Consider the following 18,097-nt stretch of genomic DNA (forward strand, 5'->3'; position numbering starts at 1 on the left):
TTTAATTTAAATTTTTATTAAAAACGATAGGCAAAAAAATTATAAGGAATTAGCCCATTCTATTTTACGAATAATATATAAATCTATAAATAGCCAAATTAAATAGGCAAAAGCAATAAATATTATTAAACGAATAATCCATGAAATAAGAATAAAAATAAAATCTGTTAGTCGCTTAAAAAAAACTTCATTAAAAAAAATATAAAGTAGTTATTAAAATAAAACGCAAAATTATAAGTCACAAATTTTATATTTTTAATCTAGAAGAAGCCATAACATCACTTTTTGCAAAGTCGTTCTCCAAATATTTTAAATAACCTACTATACCTATCATGGCAGCATTATCTGTAGTATATTCAAATTTTGGAACATAGGTTGTCCATCCAAATTTTGCTTCACCTTCTTTTAAAGCTTTTCTAATTCCAGAATTAGCAGAAACGCCACCACCAATAGCAATGTGTTTTATCCCAGTTTTTTTGGTTGCTAATTTTAATTTATCGATTAAAATACCAATGATAGTATATTGTATAGATGCACAAATATCGTTTAGATTTTCTTCTACAAAATTTGGATTCTTTTTAACTTCACGTTGGATAAAGTATAATACAGCTGTTTTAAAACCAGAAAAACTAAAATTTAAACCTTCAACTTTTGGTTTAGTAAACTGGAATGCTTTTGAGTTTCCTAATTGTGCTCGTTTATCTATTTCTGGTCCTGCAGGATAACCTAAGCCTAAAATCTTCCCACTTTTATCGTAAGCTTCACCAACAGCATCATCAATTGTTTCACCAATAACTTCCATGTTAAAGTAACTTTCTACTTTTACAATTTGAGTATGACCTCCAGAGATTGTCATTCCTAAAAACGGGAATGTTGGTTTTGTAAAATCCTTTTCTGTTATAAAAAGCGCTAAAATATGAGCCTGCATATGGTTTACATCTATTAAAGGTATGTTTAGACCGTAAGCAAAAGATTTAGCAAAACTAGTACCTACTAATAAAGAACCCATTAATCCAGGACCTCTAGTAAAGGCTATTGCATGTAACTGCTCTTTTGTAATATTTGCTTTTTTTAAGGCTTGATGTACTACAGGAATAATATTTTGTTGGTGTGCTCTAGAAGCTAGTTCTGGTACAACACCACCAAATTCTTCATGAATTTTTTGGTTGGCAACAATATTACTTAAAACAGTGTCATTGCAGAGTATAGAAGCAGAAGTATCATCGCAAGAAGACTCTATAGCTAGTATATAAATATTTTGTGAGGACATTAGTAAATATTCGGCATTATAATTGTTAATTTTGGTTTGAAATTAATCACATTAACAAAGGTAGTTTTTTAAACTTAAATTTCTCATTAAGAACTTTCTAAAAATAGTAGGTAAACTGTTAGCAATTTTATTGTTACTCTTCATCATTTTGGTGTTGGTTTTATCTATTCCAGTAGTCCAAACTAAATTAGGTAACTATGCAACAGAATGGATTAATGAAGATTTTAAAACAGACATAACAATTGGTAAAGTAGGTTTGCAGTTTAATGGAGATGTTGAACTTAAAGAAATATTAATTCGTGATTTTAAAAAAGACACACTTATAAGTGCTACAGAATTAAACACTTCAATACTAAACTTCAGGAATTTAGTAGATGGAACCCTGAATTTTGGAGACATTGATATTGAAGATGTTATTTTTAATGTAGTAACTTATAAAGGTGAAACAGATACTAACCTCGATTACTTTGTTGCAAGATTTGATGATGAAAATCCAAGACCAGAAAAAAGCACCTCCCTTTTATCTTCTAGTGATGTCACTATTTATAATGGTTTATTTAGGTTAATCGATGAAAATAAAGAAACACCAAAAATTATTGAATTCGATAAATTAGATATTAATGCCACTAATTTTCTTATAAACGGAAGCGATGTTAGTTCACGTATTAATACATTGTCTTTTCAAGATAGTCGTGGACTTATTATACAAAATATGTCTACAAATTTCGAGTACACACTTGAAAATATGGCTTTTAATAATCTTAATTTAAAAACAAAAAACTCATCTCTTAAAGGAAATTTAATTTTTAATTACAATCGAGAAGATTTTAAAGATTTTAAAAACAAAGTTAAAGTACAAGCACGCTTTAGCGATGCTAATATTGCACTAGACGAATTAAATGTTTTTTATGATGAATTTGGTGTTAACCAACGCACTCGTTTTAATACAGATGTTTCTGGGACTTTAAACGATTTAAAGCTGTCAAACTTAAATCTAAACACAAGTTCCCGTACTAAAATTTATGGTGATATTACTTTTAAAAATCTTTTAAATAGTGAAGATAATAACTTTGCTATGTCTGGCCAATTCTCAAACTTAACATCTAATTACAAAGATTTAAAACGGTTGCTTCCAAATGTACTAGGTGCTTCAATCCCTTCTATATTTGATACTCTTGGAGATTTTACAATAAAAGGAACAATAAATATTACTCCTACAATAATTAATGCAGATTTAAACATAAATACTACATTAGGCTTCGTTAAATCTAATTTAATATTAACAGACGTAGACAATATACATCATACTACATACAAAGGAAATATAATATTCGATCAATTTAATATAGGTGCCTTTCTTGAAGATCCTAATTTAGGTCAAATATCCTCAAACTTAGATGTAGACGGTTTTGGATTTAAAAAAGAAAATTTAAGTTCTGCAATAAAAGGAGATGTTTACGCAATAAATTATAACAAATACAATTACCAAAATATTTCAGTAAATGGTCTTTACAAGCAAAATGTTTTTAATGGAAAACTTGTAGCAAATGATAAAAACCTGAAGTTAGAATTTAATGGTTTAGCAGATTTATCATCAACCTTAAATACTTTCGATTTTTCTGCAAATGTTGAATATGCAGATTTAAACAAGATAAACCTATACAAAAGAGATTCTTTGTCCATATTTAAGGGTAATGTACAAATGAAAATTAAAGGTACAACCGTAGATGATGCTTATGGTAATATTACTTTTAATAAGACGAGTTATAAAAATCAAAACAGCGAATATTATTTTGAAGACTTTATTATAGCATCAAGTTTTAAAGGTAAAGAGCATATAATTAATATTAACTCACCAGACATTGTAGAAGGAACAATGAGAGGAGAATTTTTATTTAAAAATGTACCAGATTTATTCGAGAACTCTATTAAAAGTATATACACAAATCAATCTCCAAACACTATAGAAACAGATCAGTTTATAAATTTTAATTTTAAAATTTATAATAAAATTGTAGAAGTGTTTTATCCAGATTTAAAATTAGGAAAAAACACATTTATTAAAGGCCGTGTAGAAACAGATGAAAAACAGTTTAACTTAACCTTTAAATCTCCAAAAATTGAATGGTTAGATTATTTTGCCAACAAAATAGAAGTTCAAGTAGATAATAAAAATCCACTATTTAATACTTATGTCGAAATCGATAGCCTAAACACTAATTTCTATAATGTTTCAAAATTTAATTTAATTAACGTGACTTTAAATGATACATTATATATGCGCAGTGAATTTAAAGGAGGAAGTGGTAATACAGATGATTATAATTTAATTTTTTACCATACAATAAATGAGAGAGACAACTCTGTTGTCGGTTTTAAAACTAGTGAGATTACTTTTAAGGATAATCTATGGAAATTAAATGAAGCATCCGACAAGTACAATAAAATTGAGATAGCAAATGGTTTTAGCAATTTTAATATTGAAAAATTTGTTTTAGGGCATGAAGGTGAAGAAATAAGACTAGAAGGTGTAGTAAAAGATTCTACGTATAAAAACATAAAACTTAATTTTAAAAATGTTGATCTTGCTAAAATCACACCTCGAATAGATAGTTTAAGTTTAGCAGGTAATGTAAATGGTAAACTAGATATACTTCAAAACAATGGAAGCTACCTTCCAAGTTCATCTATTACAATATACGATTTAGAAATTAATGAGACCTATTTTGGTTCTTTCGATGCAAACATAAAAGGTAATCAATCATTAACTAATTATAGTGTTAAAGCTAAAATTAAAGATGATGATAAAAATGCCTTCGAAGCAATTGGAGATATCGATATATCTAGTGTAAATCCAACTATAGATATAGAGTTACGATTTAACGATTTTAATATTAATATTCTTTCTCCATTATTAGAACCTGTATTAAGCAATGTTAGAGGACTAGTTACCGGCAAAATCGCCGTTGTAGGTGATTTAAATCAACCAGACTTCAAAGGAGCTTTAAGTGTAAACAAAGGAGGTCTTAAAGTACCATATCTTAATGTCGATTTTGATTTTGATGATAAATCTTCTGTAACATTAGACAACCAGAATTTTAATTTTAATGATATTAAATTAACAGATGTTAAACATGGAACTAAAGGGTTATTAGACGGAATTGTAAGTCATGTTAATTTTGCAAAATGGAGACTAAATTTAGGAATTGAGACAGATAGGCTTTTAATTCTTGACACTAAAGCAACAGACGAATCTTTATATTATGGAACAGGATTTATAGCAGGAAATGCAAATATTTTTGGTCCAACTGAAGCTCTTAAAATTACTGCAGAAGCAGAAACAAAACCAGGAACAGAGTTTTACATACCATTAAGCGATGTAGAATCTTTTGGAGACAACTCTTTTATATATTGGTTAACTCCAGAAGAAAAACTTGCAAAGTCTAAAGGAGAAGTAGTTGTAACAGAAAATGTTTCTGGATTAGAACTCTTTTTCGATTTAGATGTAACGCAAGATGCATTAATAGAGATTGTTATGGACAAAGAGTCTGGTAGTACCATTAAAGGGCGTGGAAACGGTTTTTTAAACTTTAACATTAACACTAATAATAAGTTTAATATGTATGGGGATTTTATTGTATATGAAGGTGTCTATAATTTTTTATATGGTGGTATTATTGAGAAAAAATTTACTGTAAAACCATTTGAAAGTGTAATAGAATGGAATGGAAATCCATTAGAAGCAGAAATAAATATATTTGCTATATATAAAACAACTACAAATCCATCTCCATTATTAGACAACCCAATAAATAGAACAATTCCTATAGAATTAGAAATCAATTTAACAGGACAATTAGAAAGACCAGAACCTGAATTTAAATTCGAATTTCCAAATGCTAATTCAACAATTAAATCTGAGTTAAATTATAGACTAGACTCTAAAGATGTAAAAGACAATCAGGCACTATATCTTTTAACAACAGGCGGATTTAACAGGCAACTACAAGACATTAATTTTACAGGTACTATTGCAGAACGTATAAATGGACTTATAAATGGTATTTTTACAGATTCTGATAATAAAATTAAGATAGGACTAAATTACGAAGCTGGACAGCGTCGTCCTGATTATAATACAGATGATCGTGTAGGTTTTACACTGCAAACAAAAATTACAGATCGCGTTCTAATAAACGGAAAAGTAGGAGTACCTGTTGGTGGAGCATCAGACTCTGTTATTGCAGGAGATGTGCAAGTAGATTTTTTACTAAATGAAGAAGGTACATTAACAGCAACTGTTTTTAATAGAGAAAATAGTATTAGAAATTTTGGTGAAGAAATTGGGTATACACAAGGACTTGGTATTGCCTACTCTGTAGATTTTGATACTTTTGGTGAATTACTTCGAAAAATATTCAACAAAAAAGTAGCTGAAAAAGCACCTAATCAAGTAGAACCAAAAACAGTAGATAAAGACACGCCATTACCTCCTGGTTTTGAATTAATAAAGAAAGATTAGTGCTTCCAATAACTTAAAATTCAACCTTTTTTAACAATCTTACTAACTAAAACGTTATAGTAAAATAGAGCTTATTAAATTTTATCAAAATCTTGTTATTATATAGAAATACTTTACTAGTTTAGCTAGAAACAAGGTAATTATATGTCTAAGAAGATAGAAAAAATTGGAGTAATGACTTCTGGAGGAGACTCTCCAGGAATGAATGCTGCAATTAGATCTGTAGCAAGAACCTGTGCTTTTCATAATATAGAATGCGTTGGTATTTATAGAGGTTATGAAGGCATGATAGAGGGTGATTTTACAGATTTAACTGCCAGAAATGTAAAAGGTATAATAAACAAAGGAGGAACTGTATTAAAATCAGCCAGATCAAAAGAGTTTAGAACACCTGAAGGTAGAAAAAAAGCATATAATGCTTTAATAGAAAAAGGTATTGATGCTTTAGTTACAATAGGTGGAGATGGTACTTTTAATGGAGCACTTATTTTCAACCAAGAATTCAATTTTCCTGTTATAGGAATTCCTGGAACCATAGATAATGATATCTATGGAACTTCACACACTCTTGGGTACGATACAGCTTTAAATACAGTAGTAGATTGTATAGATAAAATTAGAGATACAGCAAGTTCTCACAACAGACTATTTTTTGTAGAAGTTATGGGAAGAGATGCTGGACACATTGCTTTAAATGTAGGAATTGGAGCAGGAGCAGAAGAAATTCTTATTCCTGAAGAAGATTTAGGCTTAGAACGTTTATTGGATTCTTTAAGACGTAGTAAAAAATCCGGGAAATCCTCAAGTATTGTTGTAGTATCTGAAGGAGACAAAATAGGAAAAAATGTTTTCGAATTAAAAGATTATGTGGAGGAAAACATGATAGAATACGAAGTTCGCGTTTCAGTTTTAGGACACATGCAACGTGGAGGTTCACCATCATGTTTCGATCGTGTTTTAGCAAGTAGAATGGGAGTAAAAGCAGTAGAAAGCTTAATGGAAGGGCAATCTAATTACATGGTTGGTTTATTAAGTGATAAAATAGTTTTAACGCCTTTAGAAAAAGCTGTAAAAGGAAAATCTAAAATAAATAAAGAATTAATACGTGTGTCAGATATTATGACCACATAAATAAAACACATTCCGTATTAACGGAAGCAAAAAACAAAATATAGAATTATGTCAAAATTAAAATTAGGAATTAACGGATTTGGAAGAATAGGCCGTATTGTCTTTAGAGCGACTGTAAAACGTGACAATGTAGAAGTTGTTGCAATAAATGATTTATTAGATGTTAACCACTTAGCATATTTATTAAAATATGATTCTGTTCATGGAAGATTTGATGGTACTATTGAAGTAAAAGATGGAAATCTTGTAGTCGATGGAAAAACAATTCGAGTAACGGCAGAAAGAGATCCAAAAAATTTAAAATGGGATGAACCAGGAGCAGAGGTTGTTGCAGATTGTACAGGGATTTTTACAACATTAGAAACAGCAAACTACCATATAGAAGGTGGTGCTAAAAAAGTAGTTATTTCTGCACCAAGTAAAGATGCACCAATGTTTGTAATGGGAGTAAACGATAATAAGTTAACTGCTGCAGATACTATTGTATCTAATGCATCTTGTACAACAAACTGTTTAGCGCCAATTGCGAAAGTTATTGAAGATAATTTTGGTATAGAAGAAGCATTAATGACAACTATTCATGCAGCAACTTCAACACAATTTACAGTAGATGTTCCATCACGTAAAAATTATCGCCTAGGTAGAAGTGCTATAAATAACATTATTCCCACATCTACAGGTGCTGCCAAAGCCGTAGGGAAAGTAATTCCAGAATTAGATGGTAAACTAACAGGTATGGCATTTAGAGTTCCAACTGTAGATGTTTCTGTTGTTGATTTAACTGTAAAAACAAAAAAAGCAACTTCTATTGAAGCTATAAAAGAAGTAATGAAAGGTGCATCAAATGGAGCTATGAAAGATGTTTTAGGCTATACTGAAGATGCTGTAGTATCTCAAGATTTTGTTAGTGAAGAAAGAACAAGTGTTTTCGATGCAGAAGCATCAATAGAGTTAAACCCAACATTCTTTAAGCTAGTATCCTGGTATGATAATGAGTTTGGATATTCTAATAAATTAGTAGATTTAGCTGAAAAAATAAATAATTTATAATAGTAATATTATATTCTAAAAAGCGCATTAGAATTTTCTTTTAAAAATTTTATTGCGCTTTTTTTATTTAAATAATTAAACTAAATTTAAATCATGATATTAATAGTAGATAGTGGTTCTACAAAATGCGATTGGATAGCTATAGATAAAGATGGTAACCAATTACTTGAAAAAATTAGAACCAAAGGCTTAAATCCAGCTATACTTTCTGAAAAAAAACTTAGAAAGACAATAAATAAAAGCAAAGAACTAATAGCCAATAAGGAAATTGTAACAAACATCTATTTTTATGGAGCAGGTTGTGGTACTGAAAATCCTAGAATTGCTTTAAAAATAGTTTTACAGCAATTTTTTCCAAATGCAAACATAGAAGTTAATGAAGACACTATGGCTGCAGTTTATGCAACTATAAATACACCTAATGAAGCAGCAGTAGTTTGTATTTTAGGAACTGGATCAAATTGTAGTTATTATGATGGTAATAAATTAGAACAACGTGTAGATTCGTTAGGTTATACCTTAATGGATGATGCTTCTGGAAATTATTACGGAAAGCAACTTATTCGTGATTATTATTTTAATCACATGCCAGAAAACATTAAAATTGCTTTTGAAGATAAATATAATTTAGAAGCAGATTACATAAAACACAATCTTTACAAGCAACCAAATCCTAATGCATACTTAGCCAGTTTTGCTGAGTTCATGATTTTGAATAAAGATTCTGAATATATAACAGAACTAATCAAAAAAGGGATTCGAGTGTTTTCTAACAACATGATACTTCAATTTAAAGAAGAAATAAAAACGGTTCCTGTTCATTTTGCAGGATCTATAGCTTTTTTCTGTAAAGATGAAATAAACCAAGTAGCACAAGAGTTAGGTTTTAAAACGGGTAATTTTGAACGCAGACCTATTGAAGGTTTAGTAGCATTTCATACAAAACAGAAAAGTTAATGGAAATAGCAATTATTGCTCATGATGGTAAAAAAGCAGAGATGGTTCAGTTTTTAAATGAACACAAATCTATTTTACAACAAAAGGAAATCTCATTAGTATCTGCAGGAACTACTGGCAAAAATGTAAAAAAGCAGGTATCGAAGTCCTTAAAATGTTTTCCGGTCCATTAGGTGGAGATGCGCAAATTGCAGATAGAGTAGCAGAAGGTAAGTGCAATATGGTTATTTTCTTTAGAGATCCTCTAGAAAAAATCCTCATGAACCAGATGTGTTAATGCTTATGCGATTGTGTGATGTGCACGATGTTCCTTTAGCTACAAATGCCTCTAGTGTAGAAATTTTTATGAAAGCTATTTAATAGCAATCATACTAATTTCCACATTTACAAATTTAGGTAAATTAGCAACCTCTAAAGTTTCTCGAGCTGGAGCAGTAGCTTCATTAAAGTACTGAGCATAAACTGCGTTTATAGCATTAAAATTATGCATATCGCTAATAAAAATTGATGTTTTAACTACATTTTCAAAAGTCATTTCTGCTGCATTTAAAACGGCTTTCATGTTTTCCATTACTTGCTTTGTTTCTTTAGAAATATCATCAAGAACCAATTTTCCTGTTTCTGGATGTAAAGCAATTTGACCAGAAGTGTATAAAGTATTGCCGCTTAAAACAGCTTGATTATATGGTCCAATAGGGCTAGGAGCTAGGATTGTTTTAATTATTTTTTTCATTTTATTAATTAAATATAGGTTTAAACCTAATACAATTTGTGGTTATAATACTATTTAATAAAAGTAAACTGTTATAGTCTTTGGTCTGGTTGTAATCTTTTCTCGTATTTTAAGTCTTTTAATACATTCGCTTTAATACCTATAAAGAAATTCCATGAACTTCTAGTACTAAAAGGTATCCAACTAAAATTCATTCGCCAACTCATTAAATCTCTAGCAAAACGTAATTGAGTATATGAAAATCCTTTGTTTTTAAAATCGTAACCAGAAGATGCACCTACGCTCCAACGGGGAGACACCTCTATATCTCCAGAAAACATTAATGAATGTGAAGATATTTCATCTTGTCTTTTGGCATTAGAGTAGTTTACAGCATAAGCTAAACGTATATTCCAAGGTACAGAGTAATTATATAGAACTCCCATTTCTTCTTCTTCTTCATCTTCGTCTGCATAACGTTGGTCTGCAAAATCTTGAGATTGACCAAATAAATCATCATCTCGACCACCACTATCTAATGTTTCAATTCTACTTCTATCGCTGGTTTTATTCTTTCTTTCATTTCCTTTACTATTTAAACTGTATCCAACAGTAAAGTTTGCACTGGTCATTCTAAATAAGCTTCCTCCATTTTTAACATTAAACTCATCTATTTTATTATTGTTATTATCTAATGCATAAGGGTCAAGTGTGGCTCCAAAATTTATATTCATTCTATTGTCAAATAATTGTGTGCCACCACTCATTCTAACTGGGCTAAAACGTAAAGAATCGCCTGCAAGGTTGTAGGATGAAGAGAAATTTAAATTATTTAGAAGTATAATCTTTTTTGGTTCAGTTTTAGTACTGTCTTTGTCTCTTACTTTAGCTTCAATATTATTACTAAGCCCTAAACCAATAGAACTAGAATATGTTTGGTTGGGAGAACCAAATAAACTGCCTTCAAAACGCGTAAACTCATCTTCTCTTATACTATTACCATTAATGTCTGTTACTTCATAAGAATCATAATACCTATCGAAAGCAGGATTAACGTTATAACTAACACTAGGACGCATAACGTGTCTTATCGCTTTTATTTTTTTATCTTCTCCTTCTTCTTCAAAATTAAAGTTTCCATAAACAGTAGTACCAATACTAGAAGAGAAATTATAAGTTCTATAAGAATCGAAACCTTTAATATCTTCGGTAACTGTTTCGCTGTTTGTACTGTCGTAAAAACGATCTATGGTATTTAAGGTCCAGGTTTCATCAAAATTAGCGTTAGCACTAACACTAAAATAATTAAAAACTTTAAAGTTAGTAGTAATTGGAATTGAGTGTTTCATCCCAATTTTTGCATCGTCAAACATTTCACTTTTAAAGAACAAAGAGTCTGTAGTTTGTATTCTGTTTTCTGCTCTTACATTGTACTGTAAGTTTATATTTTGAATAATCCCTTTTTTAGAACCTACTTTGGGCGCAAATGGGAAAACACGACCAACACTAGCTTGAAAGGTTGGTAGTGTTAAGTTTATTTCTTCTGTTTGTGTATTTTGAGAATGAGATGCTGTTAAACTCATATTTACTTGTGGCTCACCATTAAAAGTTTTAGAATAGGAAACAGAAGACGCTAAAGTGTTATTTAAAAAACTAGCAGTGTTAACTTGATTTTGCGATTGCTGATAATAATTACTACTACCTAAGTTTACTGAAGCAGAGAATCTAGAACTTGGATTAGACTTAGAATCCTGACTATGCGACCACCTTAAATTATAAATAGTTGTTTTAGAATAATCTGGAAAACCACGCTCACTGTTAATTAAGTTCTCGTATCTAAAGCCTAAACGTCCATTAAACTTATATCTTTTTTTATAATTATTCTCTAACCGTAAACCGTAACTACCATTTGTATAATAGTCTCCTAATACAGCTAAATCCACATAATCGTTAATAGCAAAATAATAACCACCATTTTGTAGAAAATAACCTCTATCGTTTTGCTCACCAAAACTTGGAAATATAACACCAGATGTTTGTTTTTTATTTAATGGAAAATATGCAAATGGAACAACTATGGGAGTTGGCACATTATAAATAAACATTTGAGCAGTACTTGCTATAATCTTTTTATTAGGTACTAACTTAGCTTTATTTACATCAAAATGATACTCAGGATCTTCTTCGTTTTTAGAGGTTGTAATTCTCATATTCCCTAAGTAATAAACAGAATCATTTTCTTTTTTAGAGTATTTAGATAAAACTTTCATTTCACCTTGCTCTGTTCTCGAATTAAAAATTAGAGCCTTCTTATTCTTAAAATTAAAAATAATAGAGTCTGGCTCTACTATATTTTCTCCTTGTTTAAATACTGGTCTTTGCGAATATTCTCCAGTGGTATCTTTTAACCTTCCAGCATAAACTAAGTTTTTGCTATAGTCTATAACAATTGTACCAGCAGTTATTTCCATGTCAAGGTAATTTACTTGGGCTTCATTATATAAATAAGCCTTTTGTTCTCTTCTATCAAAAGCATTATAATCTTTTGCTGAAGATGTTACTGTACCTTGTAGAATTCCTGGTTTTGGTTTTATAGAATCTGTTTCTGTAGAGTCAGACTCTTTTAATACAAAAGACTTCTCAATTGGTAAAACAATAGTGTCATTTACATTTGGAGCAACAATAGATTCTTTTTCTAGACTAGGTGTAATTTCTACACTTTTAGTTTTAGAGTCAACTTGGGCAAAGCTAAAAGTGTTGATAAACACTGTAAAACTTAAGGCAAAAAGTATATGAATTCTATTTGTACGCAATGCTTTTGTATGTATTTTTGCTAAAGTATGGCTCGGTTTTTGAATTCCCAAAATTACATATATTTTTTATGATTATTTTATCAATTTAATATATTTTATAATTCCATACTAAACGCCTTTAAAACTGATTATAACACTATGCAAACGAGACTAAAAACACTTTTCGTATCAATTATAATAACATTAACAGTATCGCTTTCTGCTAATGCACAAAAAAATGCAGATAAATTTATTGTTGTTCTAGATGCTGGACATGGTGGTAAAGATCCTGGTAATTTAGGAAATGGTTACAGAGAAAAAACAATAGCTTTAAATATTATTTTAAAAATTGGAGCTGCTTTAGAAAAAATACCAGATTTTAAAGTAATCTATACTAGAAATACAGATGTGTTTATAGAATTAAGAGAACGAGCTGCTATTGCAAATAGAGCAGATGCAGATTTGTTTGTATCTGTACATTGCGATTCTTATACCAATCAAGCTCATGGTGCTGGAACATTTGTTATGAGTTTAAGTAAAAGCTCACAAAATTTAAATACAGCTAAAAAAGAGAATGAAGTAATCTACCTTGAAGATAATTACGAAGAAAAATATTCTGGTTTTAACCCTAATAAACCAGAATCTTTAATTGGTATTAGTGCAATAGCTGAAGAAAATTTGGATAATAGTATTTTACTAGCAAATATTATTCAAGAAAAAATGGTTAAACTAAAGCGTAAAAACAGAAAAGTAAAACAAGATGTTTTTTGGGTATTACACAATACTTACATGCCAAGTGTTCTAGTAGAAACAGGATTTTTAACTTACAAAAAAGAAGGTGCTTATTTAAACTCTAAAAAAGGTCAAACCGAAATGGCTAAAGCCATTAAAGATGGTATTGTAAGTTATAAAAAACAAATATATGGTAACATTGTAGATAATAATTACATTATTAAAACTGAAGATGTTGAAACTGTTTCAGAAGAAAAAATTATAAATAAAATTATTTATAAAGTTCAAATTGCAGCATCTTCAAAAAAATTAGAACCAAAATCTTACAATTTTAAAGGCTTAAACGAGATTTCTCGTGAGAAAGAAGGCAGTTTATATAAATATTTTTATGGTTACACTTCAGACTTAAATAAGATTAAGTCTATGCAAAGCGAAGCGAAACAAAAAGGCTTTAAAAGTGCTTTTGTGGTTGCCTATAAAGAAGAGAAACGTATTAGTTTGCAAAAAGCTCTAAATAGTGTAAGTAATTAAAGTTATACTAAGTATATTTATTTTATTTTTGTTACCAAATCAAACACTTTTATTTTGAAAATATCCAGAGAAGTTAAAACAGCGATACTTGCCATTTTAGGAATCTTACTATTTATTTTTGGTTTTAGTTATCTTAAAGGAAATAACCTTTTAGACGATTCTATGACTATTTATGCCAAATATGATAATGTAGAAGATTTAAAACCATCTACACCAGTAATTATAAATGGGTTTTCTGTAGGAAAAGTTTTAGATATTTATTTTGAAGATGAAAATTCTGGTGTACTCATAGTTAAAATGAGCGTGAAAACAGGCTTTAAATTCTCTAAAAACAGTACTGCAGAGTTGTTTCAAAATGGATTTATAGGAGGTAAAGCTGTTAAAATTATTCCTGCACAAGATAACGCACCAAATGCAAAAAGCGGAGACTATTTAGTAAGTTCAACAAAAGAAGGTATAGTAGAGCTGGTAAACGAAAGACTAACACCTCTACAACAAAAAATAGAAAAAGTAATGAGCGAAACCGATACGCTTTTGGTAGGTTTTAATAATACTTTTGATGCTAAAACTCAAGCAGATTTAAAAAACAGTATTGCTAGTCTTAATGCTACAGTAATGAGTTTTAATGCCACTGCAAAATCTTTAAATAGTTTAATAGATTCTAATAAAACTAAATTAGACAATACTTTAACAAATTTCGAAACCACATCTGGAAATTTAACTACTATGACCAATAAAATGGCAGAAGTAGATATTGCTAAAACGGTTCAAGAACTTCAAGCTACCATTAAAAAATTCGACAATGTAATGACTAGTGTAGAAAATGGAGAAGGTTCTATTGGAAAGCTTTTAAAAGACGAAAAACTATACCAAAACCTTGCAGGTGCTTCTAAGCAAATGGAAGAATTACTGGAGGATATGAAACTTAATCCTAAACGTTATGTACATTTTTCTTTATTTGGAAAAAAAGCAAAACGATACGATGCAGAAGGGAAAGAAATAAAAGAAGAAAAATAAAAACAACTAGTAATCAACATGAACTATATACCAAACATTCTATTTGCTATTATTCTAATTGCTGGAATAGGTTACTTTGCTAGAAATGTAAAAATACTATTTCGTAACATTAAATTAGGGAAAGACAAAGACATTAGCGATAACAAACCACAACGTTGGAAAAATATGGCAATGATTGCTTTAGGTCAAAGTAAAATGGTTAAGCGTCCAGTATCTGGTTTTTTTCATATAGTCGTTTACGGTGGTTTTGTAATTATAAATATTGAAGTATTAGAAATTATTATCGATGGTTTATTTGGCACACATCGTATAGGTTTAATTATTTTACCACAATCTATTTATGGTTTTTTGATTGGGACTTTCGAAATTTTAGCTGCTTTAGTATTTGTTGCTGTAGTAGTTTTCTGGATACGTAGAAATGTTATAAAACTTAAACGTTTTATGAGCAGTGAAATGACAGGTTGGCCAAAAAACGATGGTAACATTATTCTATATTTTGAAATGGTTTTAATGACTTTGTTTTTGGTAATGAATGCAACAGACACCTCATTTCAAGCATTAGATTCTGGAAATATAATTAGTCAATACATTTCGCCTTTATTTGGTGATAATCCAGATACATTACATCTTATTGAAAGAAGCGCTTGGTGGTTACATATTGTAGGAATACTAATATTTTTAAATTACTTATATTATTCCAAGCATTTGCATATTTTACTAGCATTTCCAAACACTTACTATGGTAAATTAACTCCTAAAGGGCAATTTTCAAATAACGAAGCAGTAACCAAAGAAGTTAAATTAATGATGGATCCTGATGCAGATCCATATGCTCCACCACCAGAAGAAGACGCAGATGCAGTGCCTGCAAAATTTGGAGCAAGTGATGTGCAAGATTTAAGTTGGGTGAATTTATTAAATGCTTATACTTGTACAGAATGTGGTCGTTGTACTAGCGAATGTCCAGCAAACTTAACTGGTAAAAAATTATCGCCTAGAAAAATAATGATGGACACTAGAGATCGTCTAGAAGAAGTAGGTAAAAATATAGATGCAAATAATGGTGTCTTTCTAGATGATGGTAAACAGTTACTAAACGATTACATCACACCAGAAGAGTTATGGGCTTGTACTAGTTGTAACGCTTGTGTAGAGGCTTGTCCTGTTAGTATAGATCCATTAAATATAATTATGGAAATGCGAAGCTATCTTGTAATGGAAGAAAGTGCAGCTCCTATGGAACTTAACAATATGATGACAAATATTGAAAACAATGGTGCACCTTGGCCATACAACCAAATGGACAGATTAAACTGGAAAGACGAATAAAAAAAAGTGAAAAGAAAACCATCAACATATAAATTATTAATTACTCTACTATTATTTTGTGCTTTTCAAACTATTACAGCACAAGATTTCCGTATAGATTCTTTACAAATAAAAGTATATACAGAAATAGATTACAAAGCAGGAAAACCCATTGGAATAAAATTAAAGAAAGTGTTCTGCGATTACTGTTCTAAAAACCAGTTAAAATTATTAGGAGAGGATGCTATTAGGAGAACAAAAAGCGAACAAAACGATCCAAAAAATAAATTAAAAAACGGCAAAAAAAAGATAGCTGTTTACATAAGAATTTCAAAAAAAGACTTTGCAAGAATACGTGAAGAAGAGAAATAACTCATATAAAATAGATAACATGAGCGAGCAACTAATAGTGCCAACAATGGCAGAACTAATGGCAGAAGGCAAGACACCAGATATTTTATTTTGGGTTGGTAGTGCTGGAAGTTATGATGATAGAGCAAAAAAAATAACAAAAGCCTTTGTTAAAATACTTAACAAAGCAAAAGTAAATTTTGCTGTCTTAGGTACAGAAGAAAGTGCAACTGGAGACTTAGCAAAAAGAGCAGGTAACGAGTTTTTATTTCAAATGCAAGCCGTTATTAATATTGAAGTTTTAAATGGCTACCAAGTAAAACGAATTGTAACCTGCGATCCACACTCTTTTAATTGTATAAAAAACGAATATCCTGGTCTAGGTGGTAATTACGAAGTATTACACCATACTCAATTTATAAAAGAATTAATCACATCTAAAAAACTTGAAATTAAGGATAGTGACTTTAAATCTAAGCGTATTACATTTCATGATCCTTGTTATCTAGGTAGAGCAAATTCAGAGTACGATGCACCTAGAGAAGTATTAAAAACATTAAATGCGACTTTATTAGAAATGAAACGTAGTAAATCTACAGCATTATGTTGTGGAGCAGGAGGAGCGCAAATGTTTAAAGAACCAGAAAAAGGAGATAAAGATATAAACGAGCTTCGTACAGAAGATGCTTTGGAAACAAAACCAGATATTATAGCAACTGGTTGTCCATACTGCATGACCATGATGAGCGATGGAGTAAAAGTTAAAGAAAAAGAAAACGATATTAAAGTTATGGATATAGCAGAATTAATAGCTAGTTCACAAAATTTATAAAAATGATAAAAAACATAATAACATCTATTTGCATATTAGCCTTTAGTGGATTGTTTGCTCAAATAGACTCCAAAGTATCATTATTAGAAGTAATAGGAAAAGAAACTAGTAGAATCACAGCGTAAAGATTGGATGTAAATTGCTATTTTTGTGATTTAAAATGAATAAAAATATGCTAGTAGAATTCAATACACTACCAGAAGACTCAAAAATCTGGATATATCAAGCCAATCGCTCTTTTTCTGACACAGAATTAGAAGAAATAACAGAAAAGTTAAACATCTTCATTACAAATTGGATAGCACATGGAAGCGATTTAAATGCTGGATTCGATATTAGATACAAACGTTTTATAATTATTGCAGTAGATCAAGACTCACAATCTGCAACAGGCTGTAGTATTGATGCTTCCGTACATTTTATTCAGCAATTAGAAAAAGAGTACAATGTATACTTAATGGATAAAATGAATGTGTCTTATAAACAAGGAGAATATGTTGCTTATAAAACATTAACAGATTTTAGAACAATGGCTAAACAAAAAGCGGTTTCAAAAAACACAATCGTTTTTAATAACTTAGTTACCAATATTGCAGAATTAAACGAAAATTGGGAAGTACCAGCAAGCGATAGTTGGCACAACAGGTTTCTAAATTAATATTCGTTATCATATATTTTAAATTATGAAGAACGAAATCTTCTTATTAAATATTTCAGGACAAGATAAACCAGGCTTAACTTCAAGTATAACAGATGTTTTAGCATCTTATGGCGCGAAAATTTTAGACATTGGTCAAGCAAATATTCACGACACACTATCCTTAGGAATGTTATTTGAAATAGAAGCTGGTGCGAGTGCTTTTCCAGTATAAAAAGATATATTATTTAAAGC

Annotated in this window: 14 protein-coding genes and 2 pseudogenes; 13 read left to right on the forward strand and 3 right to left on the reverse strand. The window is 29.9% G+C overall.

The features are described from left to right. Positions 1–247: 247 nt before the first annotated feature. Positions 248–1,270, reverse strand: a complete 1,023-nt coding sequence (gene tsaD, locus QNK89_RS08160) for a tRNA (adenosine(37)-N6)-threonylcarbamoyltransferase complex transferase subunit TsaD (RefSeq protein WP_340170516.1) — start codon at positions 1,268–1,270, stop codon at positions 248–250. A gap of 130 nt (positions 1,271–1,400) precedes the next feature. On the opposite strand from tsaD, the gene QNK89_RS08165 reads away from it, so the two are divergent. From QNK89_RS08165 to QNK89_RS08185, 5 genes and pseudogenes are all read left to right on the forward strand, one after another. Continuing rightward, positions 1,401–5,792 carry a translocation/assembly module TamB domain-containing protein gene (locus QNK89_RS08165; RefSeq protein WP_340170517.1) on the forward strand — a complete coding sequence of 1,464 codons (4,392 nt, stop codon included), beginning with the start codon at positions 1,401–1,403 and terminating at the stop codon, positions 5,790–5,792. A gap of 144 nt (positions 5,793–5,936) precedes the next feature. After that, positions 5,937–6,923 (forward strand): 6-phosphofructokinase, encoded by a 987-nt coding sequence (gene pfkA / locus QNK89_RS08170; protein WP_340170518.1) that lies wholly within the window; start codon positions 5,937–5,939, stop codon positions 6,921–6,923. A 48-nt stretch (positions 6,924–6,971) separates the two neighbouring features. Next, on the forward strand, positions 6,972–7,973 hold the full coding sequence (gene gap, locus QNK89_RS08175; protein ID WP_340170519.1) for a type I glyceraldehyde-3-phosphate dehydrogenase: 1,002 nt from the start codon (positions 6,972–6,974) through the stop codon (positions 7,971–7,973). A gap of 93 nt (positions 7,974–8,066) precedes the next feature. Next, positions 8,067–8,930 carry an N-acetylglucosamine kinase gene (locus tag QNK89_RS08180; protein WP_340170520.1) on the forward strand — a complete coding sequence of 288 codons (864 nt, stop codon included), beginning with the start codon at positions 8,067–8,069 and terminating at the stop codon, positions 8,928–8,930. Then, positions 8,930–9,290: pseudogene (locus tag QNK89_RS08185) on the forward strand (methylglyoxal synthase). Before QNK89_RS08180 ends, QNK89_RS08185 begins: the two are co-directional and overlap by 1 nt. On the opposite strand, the gene QNK89_RS08190 reads toward QNK89_RS08185, so the two are convergent. Next, the gene (locus QNK89_RS08190) at positions 9,283–9,663 is read right to left on the reverse strand and encodes a Rid family detoxifying hydrolase (protein ID WP_340170521.1); all 381 of its coding nucleotides are present in this window, start codon (positions 9,661–9,663) and stop codon (positions 9,283–9,285) included. The pseudogene QNK89_RS08185 and the gene QNK89_RS08190 overlap by 8 nt on opposite strands. Positions 9,664–9,734: 71 nt before the next feature. After that, positions 9,735–12,506, reverse strand: coding sequence for a putative LPS assembly protein LptD (locus QNK89_RS08195; protein ID WP_340170522.1), 2,772 nt, complete (start codon positions 12,504–12,506; stop codon positions 9,735–9,737). 87 nt (positions 12,507–12,593) lie between these two features. Here QNK89_RS08195 and QNK89_RS08200 point away from each other — a divergent pair, with 87 nt between their 5' ends. The 8 genes and pseudogenes from QNK89_RS08200 to QNK89_RS08235 form a co-directional block, all read left to right on the forward strand. Next, a complete protein-coding gene (locus QNK89_RS08200; protein WP_340170523.1) occupies positions 12,594–13,697 on the forward strand; it encodes an N-acetylmuramoyl-L-alanine amidase in 1,104 nt (367 codons plus the stop codon). Positions 13,698–13,751: 54 nt separating this feature from the next. After that, positions 13,752–14,714, forward strand: coding sequence for an MlaD family protein (locus QNK89_RS08205; protein WP_340170524.1), 963 nt, complete (start codon positions 13,752–13,754; stop codon positions 14,712–14,714). An 18-nt stretch (positions 14,715–14,732) separates the two neighbouring features. After that, on the forward strand, positions 14,733–16,043 hold the full coding sequence (locus QNK89_RS08210) for a 4Fe-4S dicluster domain-containing protein (RefSeq protein ID WP_340170525.1): 1,311 nt from the start codon (positions 14,733–14,735) through the stop codon (positions 16,041–16,043). 6 nt (positions 16,044–16,049) lie between these two features. Then, complete coding sequence (locus tag QNK89_RS08215) at positions 16,050–16,394, forward strand: hypothetical protein (protein ID WP_340170526.1); 345 nt, start codon at positions 16,050–16,052, stop codon at positions 16,392–16,394. 19 nt (positions 16,395–16,413) lie between these two features. Continuing rightward, on the forward strand, positions 16,414–17,205 hold the full coding sequence (locus tag QNK89_RS08220; RefSeq protein WP_340170527.1) for a (Fe-S)-binding protein: 792 nt from the start codon (positions 16,414–16,416) through the stop codon (positions 17,203–17,205). 2 nt (positions 17,206–17,207) lie between these two features. Further along, complete coding sequence (locus QNK89_RS08225; protein ID WP_340170528.1) at positions 17,208–17,330, forward strand: hypothetical protein; 123 nt, start codon at positions 17,208–17,210, stop codon at positions 17,328–17,330. 47 nt (positions 17,331–17,377) lie between these two features. Further along, positions 17,378–17,863, forward strand: coding sequence for an ABC transporter ATPase (locus QNK89_RS08230; RefSeq protein ID WP_340170529.1), 486 nt, complete (start codon positions 17,378–17,380; stop codon positions 17,861–17,863). 25 nt (positions 17,864–17,888) lie between these two features. Then, positions 17,889–18,074 (forward strand): annotated as a pseudogene (locus QNK89_RS08235) (ACT domain-containing protein); the annotation flags it as partial. Positions 18,075–18,097 lie beyond the last annotated feature (23 nt).

Source organism: Lacinutrix sp. (assembly GCF_037625555.1).
GTDB lineage: Bacteria > Bacteroidota > Bacteroidia > Flavobacteriales > Flavobacteriaceae > Lacinutrix.

What these genes read in the sequence shown, in the direction of transcription:
- pfkA (WP_340170518.1), top strand. Translation starts at nt 5,937, where the DNA reads ATGTCTAAGAAGATAGAAAAAATTGGAGTAATGACTTCTGGAGGAGAC.
- QNK89_RS08190 (WP_340170521.1), bottom strand. Translation starts at nt 9,663, where the DNA reads ATGAAAAAAATAATTAAAACAATCCTAGCTCCTAGCCCTATTGGACCA.
- tsaD (WP_340170516.1), bottom strand. Translation starts at nt 1,270, where the DNA reads ATGTCCTCACAAAATATTTATATACTAGCTATAGAGTCTTCTTGCGAT.
- QNK89_RS08230 (WP_340170529.1), top strand. Translation starts at nt 17,378, where the DNA reads ATGCTAGTAGAATTCAATACACTACCAGAAGACTCAAAAATCTGGATA.
- QNK89_RS08180 (WP_340170520.1), top strand. Translation starts at nt 8,067, where the DNA reads ATGATATTAATAGTAGATAGTGGTTCTACAAAATGCGATTGGATAGCT.
- QNK89_RS08220 (WP_340170527.1), top strand. Translation starts at nt 16,414, where the DNA reads ATGAGCGAGCAACTAATAGTGCCAACAATGGCAGAACTAATGGCAGAA.
- QNK89_RS08200 (WP_340170523.1), top strand. Translation starts at nt 12,594, where the DNA reads ATGCAAACGAGACTAAAAACACTTTTCGTATCAATTATAATAACATTA.
- QNK89_RS08225 (WP_340170528.1), top strand. Translation starts at nt 17,208, where the DNA reads ATGATAAAAAACATAATAACATCTATTTGCATATTAGCCTTTAGTGGA.
- gap (WP_340170519.1), top strand. Translation starts at nt 6,972, where the DNA reads ATGTCAAAATTAAAATTAGGAATTAACGGATTTGGAAGAATAGGCCGT.
- QNK89_RS08210 (WP_340170525.1), top strand. Translation starts at nt 14,733, where the DNA reads ATGAACTATATACCAAACATTCTATTTGCTATTATTCTAATTGCTGGA.